Raw genomic sequence first — 18,060 nt, forward strand, 5'->3', positions numbered from 1 at the left:
CCCGCCAGGGGCACGGCTGGTTGGCTACGTCCGGTAGGGATAACCGCTGAAAGCATCTAAGCGGGAAGCCTTCCTCGAGATGAGTTCTCCCACCCCGTTGTGGGTGTAAGGCCCCCGGTAGACGATCGGGTTGATAGGCCGGAGATGGAAGCGCGGTGACGTGTGGAGTCGACCGGTACTAATAGGCCGAGTGGCTTGAACACACACAACGTTCAAAGCAAGTCGCTGTGATGTTCGCGTCCCTGTGTGGTTCTCAGGAAACAACCTGGGTGCCGCAGAGTATAAGAGAATACCGAGCCTGGCCGGCTTGGACGGGTCTTCCCGCACCTGTGAAGGGGTGTCGGGGTTGGTCGTTCGGTGGTTTTGGCGAAGGGGAAACACCCGGTCCCATTCCGAACCCGGAAGTTAAGCCCTTCAGCGCCGATGGTACTGCATGGGAGACTGTGTGGGAGAGTAGGACGCCGCCGGACTCATATTGCAGAATGGCCCCGCCGACATCGGCGGGGCCATTCTCGTATCTGCGAGAAAACCTTCCCGCCCTCGACCGGCCAATGGCCGGGGGCCGCCCGTGGTCTCACTGTCCCTCCGGCTATCTCGGCCTCGCCCAGGACGGCAGCCAGACTGGCCCCGGAAGCGCCGGCAGGCCCGCGAAGTACTCGATGATCGCCCGGAGTCCCGGATGCGGATTCGCCTTCGGCAGCATCAGGGAGAGCGGGTAGGCGAGCGTCGGCTTCGCGATCGGGATGCGGCGCAGGTCGTAGTTCGCCGGCCAGATGTACCGGTCGCGCGCCGCGACGAGGGTCGCGACCTCCGCGGATTCCGCGAGGGTGTCCAGGAGCACCTCGTTGCCGAAGTTCGGGCCTGTCGCGTCGACGCGGAGGTCGAAGTCGGTGACGAGTTCGTCGTAGAACTCCGCCCATTCGCTTCGGGGGACGATGCCAGGCACCCAGATCCGGAGGTTGCGCAGCCGGTCCGGTGTCAGCGTCCGTGCGGACGCGAGCGGGTGCCCGGGGCCGACGAGCAGTTCCAGCGGCGAGTCGAAGGCGTGGATCATGTGGACGTCCCGCGGCAGCGTGGCCGGATCGGTGACGGTACGGAACGAGGCGTCGACGTCGCCGGCCTGCACGGCGGCGGCCGCCATGTGCGGGTCGTCGACCTTGAGGGTCACCACGTCGAGGTCGGTTCCGGGATGCGACCGCCAATACTCGTGCAGGAGGACGGCCTGCGCGCTCCGCAGGCCGAGAACATCGATCCGCAGGGCGCGCGAGCCCGGCCTCACCGCGGTGACGGCGCGATCGACACCCGCGACGATGCTCCGTGCGTGCGGGAGGAACGCCTGCCCGTCGAGCGTCAGCTCGACCCCTCGGGCGGTGCGGGTGAACAGGCGAACCTTCAGCTCGCGCTCCAGGGAGGCGATCCGTTTCGAAACCGCCTGCTGTGTCACGCCGAGCTCGTCGGCCGCGTGCTGCACCTGCCCGAGGTCGGCCGCCCGGACGAACGACCGCACCGCCTCACTGTCCACCGATCCAGGCTAGGCCTGCACAACCGAACGTTGTGGCTCGCTGGGACGCGGTTGTTTGAAACCGGTCCGTCATAGCTGCTGTGCTTCATCCCTGCTTCAGGACCCGACCGCCGGTTGTCGCGAGGGAGTCGCGTGCGCGTGAAATTGGGGGCCGGTTTCGGCTGGCTGTGGTCGGCCTACGCCGTCAGCACGTACGGCACGTGGCTCGCGTTCGGAGCGTTCCCGCTGATCGCGGTGCGGGTGCTGGACGCGCCGGCGTTCGCCGTCTCGCTCCTCGAAGCCGCCGGACTCGCCGTCGCGGCCGTCGCCGCGGTCCCGCTCGGGCCGTGGGTGGATCACCGGGCCAAGCGTTCCGTGATGATCGGGATGGACCTGGTCCGCTTCCTCGCGATGGCGAGCGTTCCGGCGGCGTACTTCCTCGGCCTGCTGTCCTACGTCCAGCTGCTGGTCGTCTCGGTCGTCTCCGGAACCGCGGGCATCGCGTTCACCGCCGCGTCCGGCGCGTACCTGAAGCACCTCGTCCGGGGCGAGCACCTCCTCGTGGCGAGCGGGAGGTTCGAGGGGACGAGCTGGGCGGCGACCGCGGTGGGGCCGCCGCTCGGCGGTGCGCTCATCGGGCTGCTCGGCCCGGTCGCCACGATCCTGGCCGACGCCTTCAGCTACCTGCTGTCGGCGCTCGCGGTCCGCCGGATCCGCGGCGGGGACGTCGCGGCGCCCCGCGACCCGTCGTCCGGGCCGCGCGGGACGGACCTGCTCGACGGCTGGCGGTTCATCTTCGGCGACCCCGTCCTGCGGCGCCTGTTCCTCAATTCGGTCCTGGTCGGCGGCCTGATCATGGCCACGGCCCCGCTCGTGGCCGTCCTCCTGCTGGGCGAGTACCGCTTCACGGCCCTGCAGTACGGACTGGCCTTCGGCGTCCCGGCGGTCGGCGGCTTCGCCGGCGCCCGCCTCTCCGCGCGCCTTGTGCGGCGGTGCGGCCGGCACCGGATCATGATCGTCTTCGGCTGGCTCCGGTCGGTGTTCCCGCTCGGCCTCGCGTTCGTCCGACCCGGCGTCACCGGGCTCGTCACCGTGATCGTCGTCGAGGGTCTGCTGATCACGTGCATGGGCGTCTTCAACCCGATCTACGCCGCGGAACGCCTGCGGAGGGCGCCGGCGACCCATGCCGCAAGGGTTCTCAGCGCATGGAGCGTCAGCGGCAAGCTCTCGCAGGCCGGCCTCATGGTGGTCTGGGGCGTCCTCGCCACGCTGACCAGCCCCCTCGCCGCGATCACCGTCTCCGGCGTCCTGCTGCTCCCCACCCCTCTCCTGCTGCCCAAGCGGACACCCGCGGTGGACGATCCCACCACTGTGCGACCCGCCGAAGACGTCGCGGCCGCATGACGCAGCCGCTCCCATGGGGCGGAGCGGGTCAGCGGGTCACCTTGTCGAGGAACGCGTGCAGGTTGGCGAGCAGGCGCGCGGTCTTCTCCTCCAGGCTGAGGGACTCATCGAGGCCGCTGCCCGCGACGGACTGCTTCTTGCCGCGAACGTAAAGCGAGCAGTCCAGGTCGCCGCACAGGTACTGCCCCACCGAATTGCCCTGCCGGCCCGCCTCGCCGGTCCGCCGCGCGGTCATCAGCGCCACGCCGCCGCCGGTGCGCGGGGTCAGGCACAGCGAGCACATGCTGCGCGAGGTGAAGCCGCGGAACGCACCGGAGGCCACGCGCAGCGAGATGCCGGCGAGCCGGCCGCCGTGCTCGGCGACGAGGTACGCGCGGCCGGGCGCCCCCGGATCCTGCCAGCCGAGGAAGTCCAGGTCGTCCCAGGGCAGGCCGGCGAAGTCCTTGGGCAGGTTCAACCGCTTGGCCTCGCCCTTGGAGCAGTTGACGAAGGACGCGCGGAGGTCCCGTTCGGTCAGGGGTCTCATGGGCGGCGAGGCTACGTCTTCCTAAGGGTCTTAGGCAAATTCTTTGATACATTAGGCGAATGGGAGGGGAGCCATGGTTCGCGCGGGGGTGACCGTCGAGCGTCTGACCCGGGCGGCGGCGGAACTGGCCGATGAGGTCGGCTTCGACAAGGTGACGGTCGCGGCGCTGGCGCGCCGGTTCGGCGTCAAGGAAGCCAGCCTGTACTCGCACATCAGGAACGCGCACGACCTGAAGACGCGGATGGCGCTGCTCGCGCTGGCCGAGCTCGCCGACGAGGTCGCGGCCGCGATCGCCGGACGCGCGGGCAAGGACGCCCTGGTGGCCTTCGCGGGCGCGTACCGGAGCTACGCGAAGCGGCATCCGGGCAGGTACGCCGCGGCCCGCATGGAACTCGACCTCGAGACGGCGCGCGCGAGCGCGGCGGGGCGGCACGCGGAGATGACGCGGGCGATCCTGCGCGGCTACGAACTGGCCGAGCCCGACCAGACGGACGCGGTCCGGATGCTGGGCGGCATGTTCCACGGTTTCGTGAGCCTGGAGACCGCGGGAGCCTTCCAGCACCACCCGCGCGATATAGAGGCGTCCTGGAACAGGACCTTGGACGCCCTCGACGCTGCGCTGAGGAACTGGCCCCCGGCCTGACACCACGGCGCCCCACCGGCCGCCCGTCCAGTGGCGGGTGGCCTAGAACTCCTTGCCGGCCAGGACGGTGTCGGCGTCGACGATGCGGTACGCGTAGCCCTGTTCGGCCAGGAAGCGCTGCCGGTGGGCGGCGTAGTCCTGGTCGAGGGTGTCGCGGGCGACCACGGCGTAGAAGCGGGCCCCGGTCCCGGACGCCTTCGGGCGCAGGAGGCGCCCCAGGCGCTGGGCTTCCTCCTGGCGCGAGCCGTAGGCGCCCGACACCTGCACGGCGACCGACGCCTCCGGCAGGTCGATGGAGAAGTTCGCCACCTTCGACACGACCAGGACGCTGATCTCGCCGGAGCGGAACGCGTCGAAGAGGCGCTCCCGTTCGCGGACGCGGGTCTCGCCCTTGATGACCGGGGCGTCCAGGAGCGCGCCCAGCTCGTCGAGCTGGTCGATGTACTGGCCGATGACGAGCGTCTGCTCGCCGCGGTGCCGGTCGACCAGCGCCTTGATCAGCTCGGTCTTGGTGTCGGTCGTGGCGCAGAAGCGGTAGCGCTCGTCGGGTTCGGCGGTCGCGTAGGCGAGGCGCTCGGAGTCGGTGAGGGTGACGCGGACCTCGACGCAGTCGGCGGGCGCGATCCAGCCCTGCGCCTCCATGTCCTTCCACGGCGCGTCGTAGCGCTTCGGGCCGATCAGGGAGAACACGTCGCCTTCGCGGCCGTCCTCGCGGACGAGGGTGGCGGTGAGGCCGAGCCGGCGGCGCGCCTGCAGGTCGGCGGTCATGCGGAAGATCGGCGCGGGCAGCAGGTGCACCTCGTCGTAGACGACCAGGCCCCAGTCGCGGGCGTCGAAGAGCTCCAGGTGCGTGTAGGCGCCCTTCCGGCGGGTCGTCATGATCTGGTAGGTGGCGATGGTGACCGGCCGGATCTCCTTCTTCGTGCCGGTGTACTCGCCGATCTCGTCCTCGGTGAGGGACGTGCGGCGGAGCAGCTCCTGCTTCCACTGGTGCGCCGACACGGTGTTGGTGACGAGGATCAGCGTGGTCGCCTGCGCGCGGGCCATGGCGGCGGCGCCGACGATGGTCTTGCCGGCGCCGCAGGGCAGCACGACGACGCCGGAGCCGCCGTGCCAGAACGCGGAGGCGGCTTCCTCCTGGTAGGAGCGCAGCTCCCAGCCGTCCTGGACGAGGGAGATCGCGTGGGCCTCGCCGTCCACGTAGCCGGCGAGGTCCTCGGCGGGCCAGCCGAGCTTGAGCAGCGCCTGCTTCAGCGCGCCCCGCTCGCTCGGGTGGACGAGCACCGCGTCGTCGCCGACCCGCTCGCCGATCATGCCCTTGACCTTCTTGGCGCGCAGGACCTCCTCCAGCACCGACCGGTCGGAGGACGACAGGACGAGCCCGTGCACGGGGTCCTTCTCCAGCCGCAGCCGCCCGTACCGCGCCATCGTGTCGGCGACGTCCACCAGCAGGGCGTGCGGGACGGGGTAGCGGGAGTACCTGATCAGCGTGTCGACGACCTGCTCGGCGTCGTGGCCGGCGGCGCGGGCGTTCCACAGCGCGAGCGGCGTCACCCGGTAGGTGTGGACGTGCTCCGGCGCCCGTTCCAGCTCGGCGAACGGGGCGATCTCCTTGCGGCAGGCGTCGGCCAGCTCGTGGTCGACCTCCAGCAGCAGCGTCTTGTCGGACTGGACGATGAGCGGACCGTCGGTCAAAGCAGAAGCCCCCGTCGCGATGTCGGTGATCGATGCCACGTCCGGACACCCGTTGCCGCACGGTACCCCAGGAGCGGCGGCGCGGCGCACGGTCCGGGCGCGGACGCATTCCTTCAACGGCGGCGGACGCCCCGCTCTTCCCGCCCCGCGGGCCGCCCGGCGCGGGCGGCCTAGACGCCGGAGGTGGAGCTGTAGCCGGAGTCGGCGTTGACCACGACGATGATGTAGATGATGGCGATGGCGATCCCGGAGACGATCGACAGGGCGAACAGGACCCAGCCCGCGATCGTCAGCTTGCGGGCCGACTCGGGGTCGTTGTGGACGCGGCCCATCGCGATCGCCGACACGATGGCGCCCGGGATGCCGAGGATGCCGCAGCACAGCAGCACGCTGGCGATGTTGCAGACCAGGCAGGCGGTGGTGGAGGCGTTGCTCGTGGGCCGGACGGGCACGCCCGGCGGCCCGTAGGCGTAGCCGGGCGGCGGCGCGGGGGAACCGGGATACGGTGATCCGCTCCAGCCCTGGCCCCCGTAGGGGTCGTTCCAACCGGGCGGGTTGCCGCCGTATCCGCTCACAGACGGGCCTCCTCCGCGCTCCGGTGTGACCTACAAGACTAGGACCTCCGGGACGCGCCACGGGTTCCATTCGCCCGGAAGATCACATCCGCGGCTAGGCGCCGGAGTCGTCCAGTTCGGAGACGCCGGTGATGCGGTGCAGCGCGAAGCGGTGCACGGCGGCACGGGTGGCGTCGTAGCCGGTGAGGAAGCCGCCCTCGACGCGCACGGGCGCCACGATGCGGCTGGACGCCTGGCCCTGCTGGTCGAGGTAGCCGATCCAGACCCGCCCGCCGCGGTCGACGGCGGCGCGGAGCCGCTCGATGGTGGCCATCGCCGGCGAGCGGGGCGGCTCCCCGGCGGGCGCCTGCCGGGCGTGCTCGGCGCCGTGCCGGGACGCCTCGTCCCCGGCCCGCAGCGCGCGCACCGCGGCGGCGACCACGGACGCGTCGGTGCGGGCGTCCGGGCGCAGCCGGACGATCTCGGCGGTCGGCGGCGGGTCGGCGCGCTGCGCGTCCGGCCGGGTCACGATCACGCCGCCGCCGGGCGCCTCGGCGACCGGGGCGAGGCCCATGGCGCGCAGCCCGTCGAGCAGGTCGGCGCGCTGCAGCGCCGACGCGAGGACGGTCGGCGCGAGCCGGTGCAGCCGCAGCGGCTCGGCGCGGCGGTCGGCGAGGATCTCGTCGAGCGTCGCGGCGGAGTCGGTGCGGACGTAGGACGCCAGGGCGCCGACGCGCAGGTGCCCGTGCCGCCGCGCCACGTCGTCGATGAGGTAGGTGAGCGGCTGCGGCAGCGGGGTCGCCGAGTGCCGGGTCAGCAGGTCGGTGATGTCGGCGGCGGAGCGTCCGGCGTCCAGCGCGCGGCGCACCGACTCGGGGGTGAACCGGTAGACGGTGGCGCCGCCGGTGGACTCGACGTCGGCGATGAGGGCGAGCTCGCGGGCGAGGCCGGTGACGAGCGGGCCGGGCGCGACCGCGGTCAGGTCGGCCTGGATGAGGATCTCGTCGACGGGCTCCGGCAGGTACTTCTCCAGCGCCGGTTCGGGGTCGTCGCCGGCGAGGAGGTCGCGGGCGAACGGGACCAGCTCCCCGAACCCGGTGAGGCCGAGCGCGGCGGCCTCGCGCAGCGTCCAGCCGAGGAGCCGCTCGCGGGTCGGGCCGCCGCGGCGGGGCCGCAGCCAGCCGAGCCGGGTGCGGAGCGCGTCCTCGTCGACGAGGGCGCCGCGCCCGGCGTCGGCGAGGACCTCCAGGATCTCCCGGCGGACGGCGGGGGCGGTGGACCGCACCATCGCCTCGCTGAGCGCGTTGATCAGCCGGTCGCGGTCGTCGCGCTCCCCGGCCAGCCCGGCGGCGCGGTCGGACTTCAGCCAGCCGCGGGCCAGCTCGGTCCAGCGGCCGGCGGTGTCGCGCATCAGCCACAGGTCGTAGGCGGGGGTGGGCAGCCATTCGCCGTCGAGGTCCCCGCTGCGGGTGAGCAGGCCGGCGGCGTAGGCGGTCTCGGCGAGCAGCGCCGCCTTCCACTCCGGGACGTCCAGCAGCGTCGCGGCGGTGCGCAGGTCGCGGACGGCGAGGCCGCCGCTGCGCAGCACCGGCGGCGGTTCGAGGCCCCAGCGCTCCAGCAGCTCCTCGACGAGCCGGACGGCGGCCGCCGCCTCGCCCGCGGCGGCGCGGACGACGACGTCCTCGGCGCGGGGCTCCCCGGCCCGGGACGGCAGCGGCGGCGGTTCGGCGGGGACGTCCCGGAAGAGGCGCCCGCCGCGCAGGTGCAGCGCGACCTCGCGGGGCAGGGTGACCGTGCGGTCGTCCTCGGCGGCGAGGAGGCCGCGGGCGAGGAGCCGCTCGATGGGGGTGGTCGCGGTGGCGACCCGGACGGGGCGGCGCGCGTCCGCGACCCGCCCGACGGGCGGCCCCCACGCCAGCTGGTCGAGGGCGGCCGCCGCCTCGGGCCCGGCGTCCTCGATGAGCGCCGCCGGCTCCGCGAGCAGTTCGGCGAGCCGGCGCAGCAGGCGCGCGGCGTCGGGGAACCCGCGCGGCGCCTCGCCCTCCAGGTCGGTGATCAGGTCGGTGAGCCGTTCGGCGGGGTAGCCCGCGAAGACCTCCCGGACGGGCGGGCCGAGCCCGGCCGGGTGCGGCAGCGCCTGCCGGACGCCGGGCGCGGTGGCGAGGGTCCCCTCGCCCCAGGCCAGCCCGTAGCGGCGCAGCGTGCCGAGCGCCTCGCCGACCTGCGCCGCCGTCGCGCCGAGGCCGGCCGCGAGCGCGTCCGGGTCGGGCGCGGGCAGGACGAGGAGGGATTCGAGGACGGCGAGCGTGAAGCGGTCCAGCCGGTCGAGGGCGCGGGACACCGCGGCGGGCGTCGCGGCGCGCGCGGCGAGCGCGGTCAGGTCGGCGGGGACGGGGGCGAGGAGTTCCGGACGCGCGGTCAGCAGCGCGCGCAGCTCGTCGTCGTCTCGCGCGCGAAGCCAGTCCGCATACGTTTCCATGCTTTCCCCAACCTTATGACGCGTGCACGCCGCGGTACGCGGGTCTCCAGGGTAGGAGCCCGCGGGACGTGCCCGGCGCCGGTGGGGCCCGGGACGTCGCAGGTCAGGTGGCGGGTGTGCGCTCCAGGTGCACGAGCCCGAGACCGAGCCGCGCCCAGCTCTCCACGAACCGCTTCTCGTCGATGCGGGTCGGAGGCTCGTACATCGACTCGTTCGCCAGCCAGTAGTTCACCACCGCGCCGCCGAGGATGGAGGCGATCGCGGGCCAGTCCTCGTCGGCGCCCTCGAACTCGGGCTGGGCGGCGAGCCAGGTCGCGATGCCGTCGTAGAGCGGGTTGACGATGCCCTCGCGCATCTCCGCGACCAGGTTCGGGAACTGGTCGAGGTCGCGGAACAGCACGCGGATGAGGTCCTGCTCCTCGCGCATCTTGGCGAGGCCGGCCTGGCAGGTCATCCGCAGCCGGATCTCCAGCGGGCGGTCCTCGAAGACGGTCGCCTGGGCGAGGACGTCGCTGATCTGCCGGCGGGTCCGCTCGATGTGCTCGCGGATTGCGGAGGCGAGCACCTCCTCCTTGGACCGGAAGTGCCGGTAGAGGCCGCCCGCGCCCGGGGACAGCCCCGCCGCGGCCTCGATCTCCGCGACCGACGTCGCCGCGTAGCCCCGGTCGGCGAAGAGCCGGAGCGACTCGGACACGATGCGGTCGCGCGTGGATGGCGTCATGGTGATGAATTCCTCCGGAAGAACACTAAGGCATGTTGGGGGCGGCGGGCGCCGCCCCGGCCCCGCGGCACGCCCGAATTCGCGATGCGCCGCCTCCGCGGGCCGGGAGGACTAGAGTTCGAGGGCGCACGCCCCGTCGCCGGAAGGGGCGTCGCCGGAAAGGTCGACGATGTTCAAGTCTCCGCGGAAGGCGGCGGGCGGGGCGTTCCTGCCCGAGGACTTCGTGGTGCCCACGCTGGTGGCGGGGCCCGACTTCCAGATCCGCCCGATCACCGTGCACGACGTGGTGAAGGACTACGGCGCCGTGATCGGCAGCCTGGACCGGCTGGCCGGCCGGTTCGGGCCCGAGTGGGGGTGGCCCGACCGCGAGTTCACCTTCGAGCAGGCCCTGATCGACGTCGCGTGGCTGCAGAAGCAGGGGCAGCTGCGGCGCTCGTTCAGCTACGTGGTGATCACCCCGGACGGGGAGCGGCAGCTCGGCCGCATCCACGTCGCCCCGTCCGACGAGCCGGGCGCGGACGCGGTCGTGGTGTTCTGGGTCCGCGCGGACGAGGAGAACTCCGTCCTGGAGAAGGAGCTGGAGACGTTCGTCCGGCAGTGGGTGACGACGGCCTGGCCGTTCGAGAAGGTCCGCTTCCCCGGCCGCGACTAGCCGCGGGGGCGGCCCGCGGGGCGGGCCGTGCGAGCGGGCCGCGGACCGGGCCGCGGGTCAGGCCGCCGGTCAGGCCCATCGCCTGACGATGCCGACGATGATCCGGCCCACCACCAGGTAGACGAGGGCCGCCAGGCCGTAGTTGACGGCGACGTCGGCCTTGTGGTTCGCGGGCTGGAAGACGTCCTTGAACTGCCAGCACAGGTCGGTGGCCCGGTCCCCGAACCAGCGGACGATGTCGTTGGCCGTGTTGGCCTCGAACGCCACGAACACGATGTGCACGGCCAGGATCGCCACGACGACCGTGGTCGCCACGGAGATCGCGGTGGCCAGCGCTCCGACGGCGCAGCGCCGCGCCCCGGCCGCGCGGGCCGCGAACGAGGGGCGGGTGCGGGGCGCGCGGTGCTCGCCGCCCGGCTCGCCGCCCGGCTCGGTGCGGGTCATGGCGTGCTCCTGCACGGCATGCTCCCGCACTGCGCGCTCCTGCCCGTCGTGCTCCTGTGCGGCGTGCTCCTGCGCGGGGGCGGCCCGGCCGGCCGGCCGGTCGGGGTTGTCTGCCATCTGCGGCCTCCTTCACCGGGGGCTGTGCCGGGGGCGGACGGCGGTGATCGTCCTTGGCGTCGGGGTGGGGTGTTCGGGGACTGCGTTTTCCCTGGTCATCTGGTTTGTGGTCGGGGGCTCGGGTATATCCGCATCACGGTCCCGTGCTCTCCTACTCGGATCCCGTCGCATCGCCACTACCAGGAGAGCGCGGGTCCTTTCATGTGTCCAGCCCCTTACCCTGTGGGACGTGCTCGATCTCGTCCCTCCCGCTTCGTCCGGTTCCGAGTCCGGTGCCGGGTTCGCCGTCGGTTTCGACCTCGACCTGACCCTGGCCGACACGCGGGCCGCGATCGGCGCCGTGTACGCCGCCCTCGCCGCGGAGACGGGCGTCCCGATCGACACCGAGGCCGTGGTCGGGCGCATCGGGCCGCCGCTGGAGGAGGAGCTCGCCCACTGGTTCCCGGCGGACGAGGTGCCGGCGATGGCCGCCCGGTACCGGGCGATCTACCCCGACATCGCGATCCCGGCGACCGTCCTGATGCCGGGCGCCGCCGCCGCGCTCGACGCGGTGCGGGCCAGGGGCGGGCGCGCGGTCGTCGTGTCGGGCAAGAACCAGGCCGACACCGAGCGCACCGTCCGGTTCCTCGGGCTGCGCCCGGACGCCGTGGTGGGCGGGCTGTTCGGCGCCGAGAAGGGCGTGGCGCTGCGCGAGCACGGCGTGCGCGCCTACATCGGCGACCACACCGGCGACGTCGACGCGGCGCGGGCCGCGGAGGCGGTGGCGGTCGCCGTCGCGACCGGCGCGTTCGATTCCGCCGCGCTCACCGCGTACGGCGCGGACGTCGTCCTGCCCGATCTGCTGGCCTTCCCCGAATGGCTCGGCGGATTCCGGGCAGCCTGATCTGCGACGCGATATCCGGGTGCCGACGGCGGACGTCCCGGATAGCGTCTGAGGCGTTGCCCCACGGGCGTCGCGAGGGTACCCGGAATGTTCACCGGCCCTCGGCGAGGCACTAATCTTGGGGGCGATTCAGGACGATTACCGAACGAGGTCTCCGGTGCCGACTGGCAAGGTCAAGTGGTACGACTCCGAAAAGGGGTTCGGCTTCCTCACCCGCGATGACGGCGGGGAGGTCTTCGTGCACTCATCGGCGCTGCCGGGCGGCGTCACGTCGCTCAGGCCGGGCCAGCGCATCGAGTTCGGCGTGGTCGAGGGGCGCCGCGGCCAGCAGGCCCTCCAGGTCCGCGTGCTGGAGTCGCTGCCCTCGGTGGAGAAGACCATCGCCAAGCAGCGGCGCAAGAAGCCGGACGAGATGGTCGTGATCACCGAGGATCTCATCAAGCTGCTGGACGGGATCTCCAACACCTACCGGCGCGGCAAGCACCCGTCCCCGGCGGAGGCCAAGAAGATCGCGACGGTGCTGCGGGCGGTCGCCGACGACCTGTCGCCCTGACCCGGCTCCCCGGGCCCGCCGTCCCGTCCGCTTGAGCGGAATGACCTGAGCGGGATGACCTGAGCGGGGCGGCTTGAGCCGGGTCAGGCGTGCATCTCCGGGTGCGCGTCCTTGATCTTCGCGGACGGCGCCGGGCGCCGGGTGCGGCGGCGCGTCCCCGCCTGGCGGGACACGAGCAGCCCGAACGCGACGGCGAGCGCCGCCGCGACGATCGCGAGCGCGACCCGGCCGTCCGCGACGATCGACATGCCGAGGCCGAGCAGCCCGCCCAGCACCCAGCTGAGCTGGTGCAGCGTCTCCGACACCGCGAACGTGGACGAACGCATGTCCTCGCCGATCTCGCGCTGCACGACCGCGTCCATGGACAGCTTGCCGAGCACCTGGCCGAGCCCGGCCGCGGTCGCCACCGCGAGGGCCGCCCACAGGCCGAAGAACGCGGCGCCCGCCGCCGTGACGCAGGTGACCGACGCCAGCGTCGCCGACACGATGAACCGGGGCGCCCGCGCCTTCATCCAGGCGCCGAGCGCCGTGCCGATCAGCCCGCCCGCGCCCGCGCACGCCGCCAGCAGGCCCAGCGCGACATGGTGCGACACCGGGTCGAACCGCTCCTGCCGCAGCAGGAACGCCAGATAGATGATCAGGAAGCCGGAGAAGGCGCGCAGCACCGCGTTGGCCTTCATCGCCTCCGCGACGACGGGACCGACGCGCGGCAGCGCCCGGAAGCGGCGCGGCCGCTTCGCGGCGGCCTCCGGCCGCGGCTGCTCCTCGGGGACGTCGACGTGGCCGGGCAGCCGCATGGTGAACACGACGCCCAGCAGGAACACGACCGTGCCGAGGCGGAGCACCCAGCCCGCCCCGATGAGGACGGCCAGGCCAGCCGCGACGGGCGCCGTGACCGACGCCGCGATCAGGCCCGCGAACGAGGCCCGCGCGTTCGCCGTCACCAGCGTGATCTCGTCCGGCAGGACGCGGGGGGTGACCGCCGCCCGCAGCACCCCGAACGCCTTGGACAGCACCAGCACCCCGAACGCGGCGGGCAGGAACGTGACCTGGTCGCCGTGCGGGAGCGCGCTCGCCATCGCCCAGCACAGCAGCGCCCGCATCACGAACGTGCTCGCGATCGCGTACCGGCGGACGTGCCGCGCCCGGTCCAGCGCCGGGCCGATCAGCGGCGCGACCAGCGCGAACGGCGCCATCGTGACGACAAGGTAGAGGGCCACCTGGCCGCGCGCCTGGTTGACGTCCAGGCCGAAGAACAGCGTCCCGGCCAGCGCGACCGTGACCATGGCGTCGCCCGCGGAGTTGAACGCCGACGCCTCGATCAGGCTGCCGAGCCCGCTGCGCCCGGCGCCCTGCGCGTGCGTGACGCGGCGGGTGAGCCGGCCGGTGCCGAGCACCGCCGAGCGCGCGCCGCGCCCCGCGCGCGCCGCGCCCGCGGCGGCGGCGCGCAGCGACCGTCCGACCCTCGCCCGTACTGCCATGCGCCCTGTTCTCCCCAGCGTCCTCTCTCAACGGCCGCTCCGGCTCGCCGCCGGGCGCGGCCATAGGAGCCGCTCGCTTGAGGGTACGTTCCCCGCCGGAATGAACGCTCACCTCCGCCGCGGCCCGGGCGGGTGTCCGGCCACGTCCTCCGATGGGCGAGAATTGACGTGTGAGCCCACAGCGCCAGTCCAGCCCAGCGCGTCCCGCCGCCGCGCGCAGCACGTCCGGGCCCGCCCGCCGGACCCGCACTCCCGCCGTCGACCCCGCCTGCGCCGAGGCCGTCGACCTCGCCCGCGGCGCCGCCGAGGAGACCGCCCGCCCGCTCGGCGTCGGCGAGCACCTCGGCCTGCGCGCCGAGGGCGACCGGGTGGTCACGCACTATTTCGCGTGCCTCGCCCCCGGCTACCGGGGCTGGCGCTGGGCCGTCACCGTGACCCGCGCCGCCCGCGCGAAGAACGTCACGGTCAGCGAATGCGTCCTGCTGCCCGGCGACGGGGCGCTGCTCGCGCCGCCGTGGGTGCCGTGGCTGGAGCGGCTGCGCCCCGGCGACCTCGGCCCCGGCGACCTGCTGCCGACCGCGCCCGACGACGTCCGGCTCGCGCCCGGCTTCACCCAGGTGGACGACGCCACCGACCACGCGGCGCAGTGGGAGCTCGGCCTCGGCCGGGTCCGGGTGCTGTCGCGGGAGGGCCGCGACGAGGCCGCGACCCGCTGGTACGAGGGCGTCGCCGGGCCCCGCGCCCCCATCGCCGCGTCCGCCCCCGCGCAGTGCTCCACCTGCGGCTTCTTCGTCCCCCTGGCGGGCGAGCTGCGGCAGCTCTTCGGGGTCTGCGCCAACGAGTACGCCCCCGACGACGGCCGGGTGGTCTCCGCCGACCACGGCTGCGGCGCCCACTCCGAGGCCGTCTCGATCCCGGCGGCGTCCGAGCACAACCCGCCGGTGATCGACGAGCTGGGCTACGAGGTCGTCCCGTCCGCCGACGAGGACGCCGCGTCCCTGGACGACGAGGCCCTCGGTCACAGCTGACATGCCGGACGCCTTCGGCACGCGGGCCCTGCGCGAGCGCGTGCTGCGCGCCTGGGCCGAGTCCCCGGCGCGCTTCCGCGAGGACGCCAACGCCGAGGAGGACCACGCCCTGGGCGGCTACCGCGACCGCGCGGTCATCGAGCTCGCCCAGAACGCCGCCGACGCCGCGTCCCGCGCCGCCGTCCCCGGCCGGCTGCGGCTGACCCTGCGCACGGCGGCATCGGGCGCCGGGCCGTCGGGCGCCGTCCTGACCGCCGCCAACACGGGTGCTCCGCTGGACGCTCCCGGTGTGGAGTCGCTGTCCACGCTGCGCGCCTCGTCGAAACGCGGCGAGAGCGGCGCGACCGGCCGGTTCGGCGTCGGGTTCGCCGCCGTCGCGGCCGTCACCGACACGCCCGCGATCGCGTCCGCCCTCCCGGCCGGCGACGCGGCCGGTCCGCGGCGGGCGACGGGGGTCGAGTGGTCGCGGGAGCGGGCCCGGGAGCTGGTCGAGGGCGTGCCCGCGCTCGCCGAGGAGGCCGCGCGGCGGGGCGGCCACGTGCCGGTGCTGCGGCTGCCTTTCGCGCTGGACGACGCGCCGGAGATTCCGGACGGGTTCGACACCCTCGTGCGGCTGCCGCTGCGGGAGGACGCGGTCGCGTCCGTGCGGCGGCAACTGGAGGACGTCGGGGCGGCGCTGATGCTGGCCTTGCCGGCGCTGGAGCGCGTCGAGATCGATGTCGAGGGGGACGTCCGCGAGCTGTCCGCGGAGCGGCGCGGCGGCGGCGAGGTCGTCATCAACGGGGCCTTGTGGCGGACCGTCGAGGCGCACGGGGAGATCCCCCGGGCGCTGCTGCGCGACCGTCCGGTGGAGGAGCGGGCGCGGCCGTTCTGGCAGGTGCGGTGGGCCCTGCCCGAGGACGGCTGGCCCGAGGGCACGCCGAGCGTCGTGCATGCCCCCACGCCCAGTGACGAGCGGCTCGACCTGCCCGCGCTGCTCATCGCGTCGTTCCCGCTGGCGCCGGACCGGCGGCATGTCGCGCCCGGGGCGCTGACCGGGTTCCTCGTGGAGCGCGCCGCCGAGGCGTACGTGCGGCTGCTGGCCGAGCCGCCGGTGTCGCCGCGCGTGCTCGATCTCGTGCCGGGGCCGGTGGGGGCCGGGGAGCTCGACGCGCGGGTGCGGCGGGAGATCCGGGGGCGCCTGCCCGAGGCGCCCGTGCTGCCGCATCGGACGCGCGGCCGGGACGCCGTCGCGGTGGACGCGCCGGCGGCGTTCGTCGAGGTGCTCGGCGGCGCGGACGCCGTGGTCGGCGGGCTGCTGCCGCCCGAATGGCCGGCGCGCAGCCCGGCGCTGGCGGCGCTCGGGGTGCGGCGCGTGGAACTGGCCGACGTGATCGACGAGCTGGCCGCTGTGGACCGCGAACCGGCGTGGTGGCACCGGGTGTACGGGACGCTCGACGGGGCCGCCAGGGACGCTCTGGGGGCCTTGCCGGTGCCGCTGGCGGGCCGGGCGGGCCGGGTGGCGCGCGGGCCGCGCGGGCTGCTGATCGCGGACGGCGTCGACCCGGCCGGGCTGGACGTGCTCGGGCTGCGGTTCGTCCATCCCGAGGCCGTCCACCCGCTGCTCACGCGGCTCGGCGCGATCGAGGCGGGGCCGCGGACGGTGCTCGCCGACCCCGCCGTGCGGACGGCCGTCGAGGAGTCGTTCGAGGCCGATGACCCGGACGCGGTCGCCGAGGCCGTGCTGGGGCTCGTGGCGGCCGCGCACCTCGATCCCGGCGACGAGCCGTGGCTGGCGGAGCTGGCCCTGCCGGGGGACGACGGGGAGCTCTACCCGGCGGGCGAGCTGCTGCTGCCGGACAGCCCGCTGCGCGGCCTCATGGCCGATGACGCGCCGTTCGGCGTCGTGGACGGCCGGGTGCTGGAGCGGTGGGGCGCCGACACGCTCGCGGCGGTCGGGGTCCTGGACGGGTTCGCGCTCGCCAGGGCCGAGGACGTCAGCCTCACGGGCCTCGCCGACGAGGCCGAGACCCTCGACCTGGCCGACGAGGACCTGTGGGCCGATGAGGTCCTGACGCGCATCGGGCCGCAGGACCTTCCGCCGCTGGTGCCCGAGTTCGCGGCCGTCCGCGACCTCGAGCTCGTCGACGACTGGGCGGCGGCGCTGAGGCTGCTCGCCGCGCCGCCGTGGCGGGCCGCGATCGTGGATCCCGCCCACGTCACGCTGCACGACGGCAGGCGCGCCGCCGTCCCGTCGTACACGGCGTGGTGGCTGGGGCGGCACCCGGTCCTGGACGGCCGCAGGCCGGGCGACTTCCGGCTGGGCGGGGACGAGGCGCTGGCCGGGCTCTACGACGTCGCGCCGGAGGGCCTGGACGAGCGGTTCCTGCTCGCCCTGGGCGTCCGTACGTCGCTCGACGAGCTGCTGGAGGAGCCCGGCGGCGCCCAAGAGCTGCTCGATCGGCTCGCCGACCCTGATCGGCCCGTGACCCGGGCCCAGCTGGGCGTGCTTTGGACGGCCCTGGCCGACGCCGCGGAAGTGGCGGTCGAGCCACCCGACCACGTCCGGGCCGTAGTGGACGGCGAAGTCGAGGTCGTGGACGCGGGGGACGCCCTCATCCTGGACAGCCCCGACCTCCTCCCGCTCCTGCAAGGGCAGCCCCTCGTCATCGCCGCCCAGGGACGTGACACGCGCCTCGCCGAACTGCTCGATCTCCCGCTGGCGGGGGACGAGATTCCGGGCGAGGTCGAGTCAGAAGCCGAGAAGCGCCCCGTGCCGGACGCGGTGAGAGCCGTCCTGCCGGGCGCTCCGGCCGACTACCTCGCACACGGTCGCCTCATCGTGGACGGCCAGGACGTCCCCTGGTGGACGAGGGACGGCGAGATCCACGCGACCGGAGTCCGCGGCCTGGCGCGGGCGCTCGCCTGGTCGACCGGGAACTGGGCCGACCGCCTCCTGGTCGAAGCGGTCCTGCGCGACCCGGAGGCGCTGCCCGTCCTGCTGGCCGAGGCCGACCTGGAGCCCTAGTCGACCCGCTCCCGCTCCGCGGGGGGATCCGCGGTGGGCTCCGCGGCCGTGGACCCCTCCGCCGTGGACCCCTCCGGCGGGGACACGGCCCGGCGTTCGGCGCGGCGTTGGGCGCGGGCGGCTTCGGCGCGGGCGCGTCCGGCCTGGAGCCTGGGGATGTACCACATGGCGAACAGGCCGATCCCGATGCCGGTGGCGCACACCCACAGCCACCAGCGGTCCTCGGACGGCAGCCCGACGATGAGCAGCACGACCAGCGCGATCGCCCACGCGACCGTGCCCGCGGCCGCGATACGGACGTCGTTGGTCTGCATCGGCGGGGGATCCGGGCGGCGCGGTCGGCTCATGGTCCTCAGGCTACGTGGAAGGAGC

General features: G+C 74.1%; 16 protein-coding genes and 2 rRNA genes. 9 read left to right on the plus strand and 9 right to left on the minus strand.

Annotated elements, in window-relative coordinates; genetic code table 11:
* A 23S ribosomal RNA gene (locus ABTW95_RS08470) occupies positions 1-203 on the plus strand; the annotation flags it as partial.
* A 150-nt stretch (positions 204-353) separates the two neighbouring features.
* A 5S ribosomal RNA gene (rrf, locus tag ABTW95_RS08475) occupies positions 354-470 on the plus strand.
* Positions 471-589: 119 nt separating this feature from the next.
* Here rrf and ABTW95_RS08480 read toward each other — a convergent pair.
* Entirely contained in the window at positions 590-1,522 is a 933-nt protein-coding gene (locus tag ABTW95_RS08480) for a LysR family transcriptional regulator (RefSeq protein ID WP_500225682.1), read from the minus strand.
* 132 nt (positions 1,523-1,654) lie between these two features.
* Here ABTW95_RS08480 and ABTW95_RS08485 point away from each other — a divergent pair, with 132 nt between their 5' ends.
* Entirely contained in the window at positions 1,655-2,905 is a 1,251-nt protein-coding gene (locus ABTW95_RS08485) for an MFS transporter (protein ID WP_500225685.1), read from the plus strand.
* A 28-nt stretch (positions 2,906-2,933) separates the two neighbouring features.
* On the opposite strand, the gene ABTW95_RS08490 is transcribed toward ABTW95_RS08485, so the two are convergent.
* Positions 2,934-3,431, minus strand: a complete 498-nt coding sequence (locus ABTW95_RS08490; RefSeq protein WP_396450592.1) for an FBP domain-containing protein — start codon at positions 3,429-3,431, stop codon at positions 2,934-2,936.
* A gap of 73 nt (positions 3,432-3,504) precedes the next feature.
* Between ABTW95_RS08490 and ABTW95_RS08495 the strand changes: the two genes are divergently transcribed.
* Positions 3,505-4,074 (plus strand): TetR/AcrR family transcriptional regulator, encoded by a 570-nt coding sequence (locus ABTW95_RS08495; protein ID WP_500225689.1) that lies wholly within the window; start codon positions 3,505-3,507, stop codon positions 4,072-4,074.
* A 42-nt stretch (positions 4,075-4,116) separates the two neighbouring features.
* On the opposite strand, the gene ABTW95_RS08500 is transcribed toward ABTW95_RS08495, so the two are convergent.
* The 4 genes from ABTW95_RS08500 to ABTW95_RS08515 all read right to left on the minus strand — a co-directional run bounded on the left by ABTW95_RS08500 (position 4,117) and on the right by ABTW95_RS08515 (position 9,523).
* Positions 4,117-5,769, minus strand: a complete 1,653-nt coding sequence (locus ABTW95_RS08500; protein WP_396450628.1) for a DNA repair helicase XPB — start codon at positions 5,767-5,769, stop codon at positions 4,117-4,119.
* 170 nt (positions 5,770-5,939) lie between these two features.
* Positions 5,940-6,344: a hypothetical protein gene (locus ABTW95_RS08505; RefSeq protein WP_396450596.1), complete on the minus strand. Its 405-nt coding sequence runs from the start codon at positions 6,342-6,344 to the stop codon at positions 5,940-5,942.
* Positions 6,345-6,438: 94 nt separating this feature from the next.
* Entirely contained in the window at positions 6,439-8,802 is a 2,364-nt protein-coding gene (locus ABTW95_RS08510; protein WP_500225695.1) for a helicase-associated domain-containing protein, read from the minus strand.
* 103 nt (positions 8,803-8,905) lie between these two features.
* Positions 8,906-9,523 carry a TetR/AcrR family transcriptional regulator gene (locus ABTW95_RS08515; RefSeq protein ID WP_396450600.1) on the minus strand — a complete coding sequence of 206 codons (618 nt, stop codon included), beginning with the start codon at positions 9,521-9,523 and terminating at the stop codon, positions 8,906-8,908.
* Positions 9,524-9,692: 169 nt separating this feature from the next.
* Between ABTW95_RS08515 and ABTW95_RS08520 the strand changes: the two genes are divergently transcribed.
* On the plus strand, positions 9,693-10,175 hold the full coding sequence (locus ABTW95_RS08520) for a GNAT family N-acetyltransferase (protein ID WP_396450601.1): 483 nt from the start codon (positions 9,693-9,695) through the stop codon (positions 10,173-10,175).
* Between the two features lie 69 nt (positions 10,176-10,244).
* Here the strand turns inward: ABTW95_RS08520 and ABTW95_RS08525 are convergent, their stop codons facing one another.
* Positions 10,245-10,736, minus strand: coding sequence for a hypothetical protein (locus tag ABTW95_RS08525; RefSeq protein WP_500225698.1), 492 nt, complete (start codon positions 10,734-10,736; stop codon positions 10,245-10,247).
* A 229-nt stretch (positions 10,737-10,965) separates the two neighbouring features.
* Between ABTW95_RS08525 and ABTW95_RS08530 the strand changes: the two genes are divergently transcribed.
* Positions 10,966-11,619 (plus strand): HAD family hydrolase, encoded by a 654-nt coding sequence (locus ABTW95_RS08530; RefSeq protein WP_396450604.1) that lies wholly within the window; start codon positions 10,966-10,968, stop codon positions 11,617-11,619.
* A gap of 157 nt (positions 11,620-11,776) precedes the next feature.
* Complete coding sequence (locus tag ABTW95_RS08535; protein ID WP_396450606.1) at positions 11,777-12,172, plus strand: cold-shock protein; 396 nt, start codon at positions 11,777-11,779, stop codon at positions 12,170-12,172.
* Positions 12,173-12,255: 83 nt separating this feature from the next.
* On the opposite strand, the gene ABTW95_RS08540 is transcribed toward ABTW95_RS08535, so the two are convergent.
* Positions 12,256-13,653, minus strand: a complete 1,398-nt coding sequence (locus tag ABTW95_RS08540; RefSeq protein ID WP_500225702.1) for an MFS transporter — start codon at positions 13,651-13,653, stop codon at positions 12,256-12,258.
* Between the two features lie 170 nt (positions 13,654-13,823).
* On the opposite strand from ABTW95_RS08540, the gene ABTW95_RS08545 reads away from it, so the two are divergent.
* Together ABTW95_RS08545 and ABTW95_RS08550 are read left to right on the plus strand one after the other, a co-directional pair.
* Positions 13,824-14,681 carry a DUF3027 domain-containing protein gene (locus ABTW95_RS08545; RefSeq protein ID WP_396450609.1) on the plus strand — a complete coding sequence of 286 codons (858 nt, stop codon included), beginning with the start codon at positions 13,824-13,826 and terminating at the stop codon, positions 14,679-14,681.
* Between the two features lies 1 nt (position 14,682).
* Positions 14,683-17,688 carry a sacsin N-terminal ATP-binding-like domain-containing protein gene (locus ABTW95_RS08550; RefSeq protein ID WP_500225707.1) on the plus strand — a complete coding sequence of 1,002 codons (3,006 nt, stop codon included), beginning with the start codon at positions 14,683-14,685 and terminating at the stop codon, positions 17,686-17,688.
* On the opposite strand, the gene ABTW95_RS08555 is transcribed toward ABTW95_RS08550, so the two are convergent.
* Complete coding sequence (locus tag ABTW95_RS08555) at positions 17,685-18,035, minus strand: DUF2530 domain-containing protein (RefSeq protein WP_500225710.1); 351 nt, start codon at positions 18,033-18,035, stop codon at positions 17,685-17,687. The genes ABTW95_RS08550 and ABTW95_RS08555 overlap by 4 nt on opposite strands.
* Positions 18,036-18,060: the final 25 nt, after the last annotated feature.

The sequence above is a fragment of the Spirillospora sp. NPDC127506 genome, from assembly GCF_040302145.1.
Taxonomy (GTDB): domain Bacteria; phylum Actinomycetota; class Actinomycetes; order Streptosporangiales; family Streptosporangiaceae; genus Spirillospora.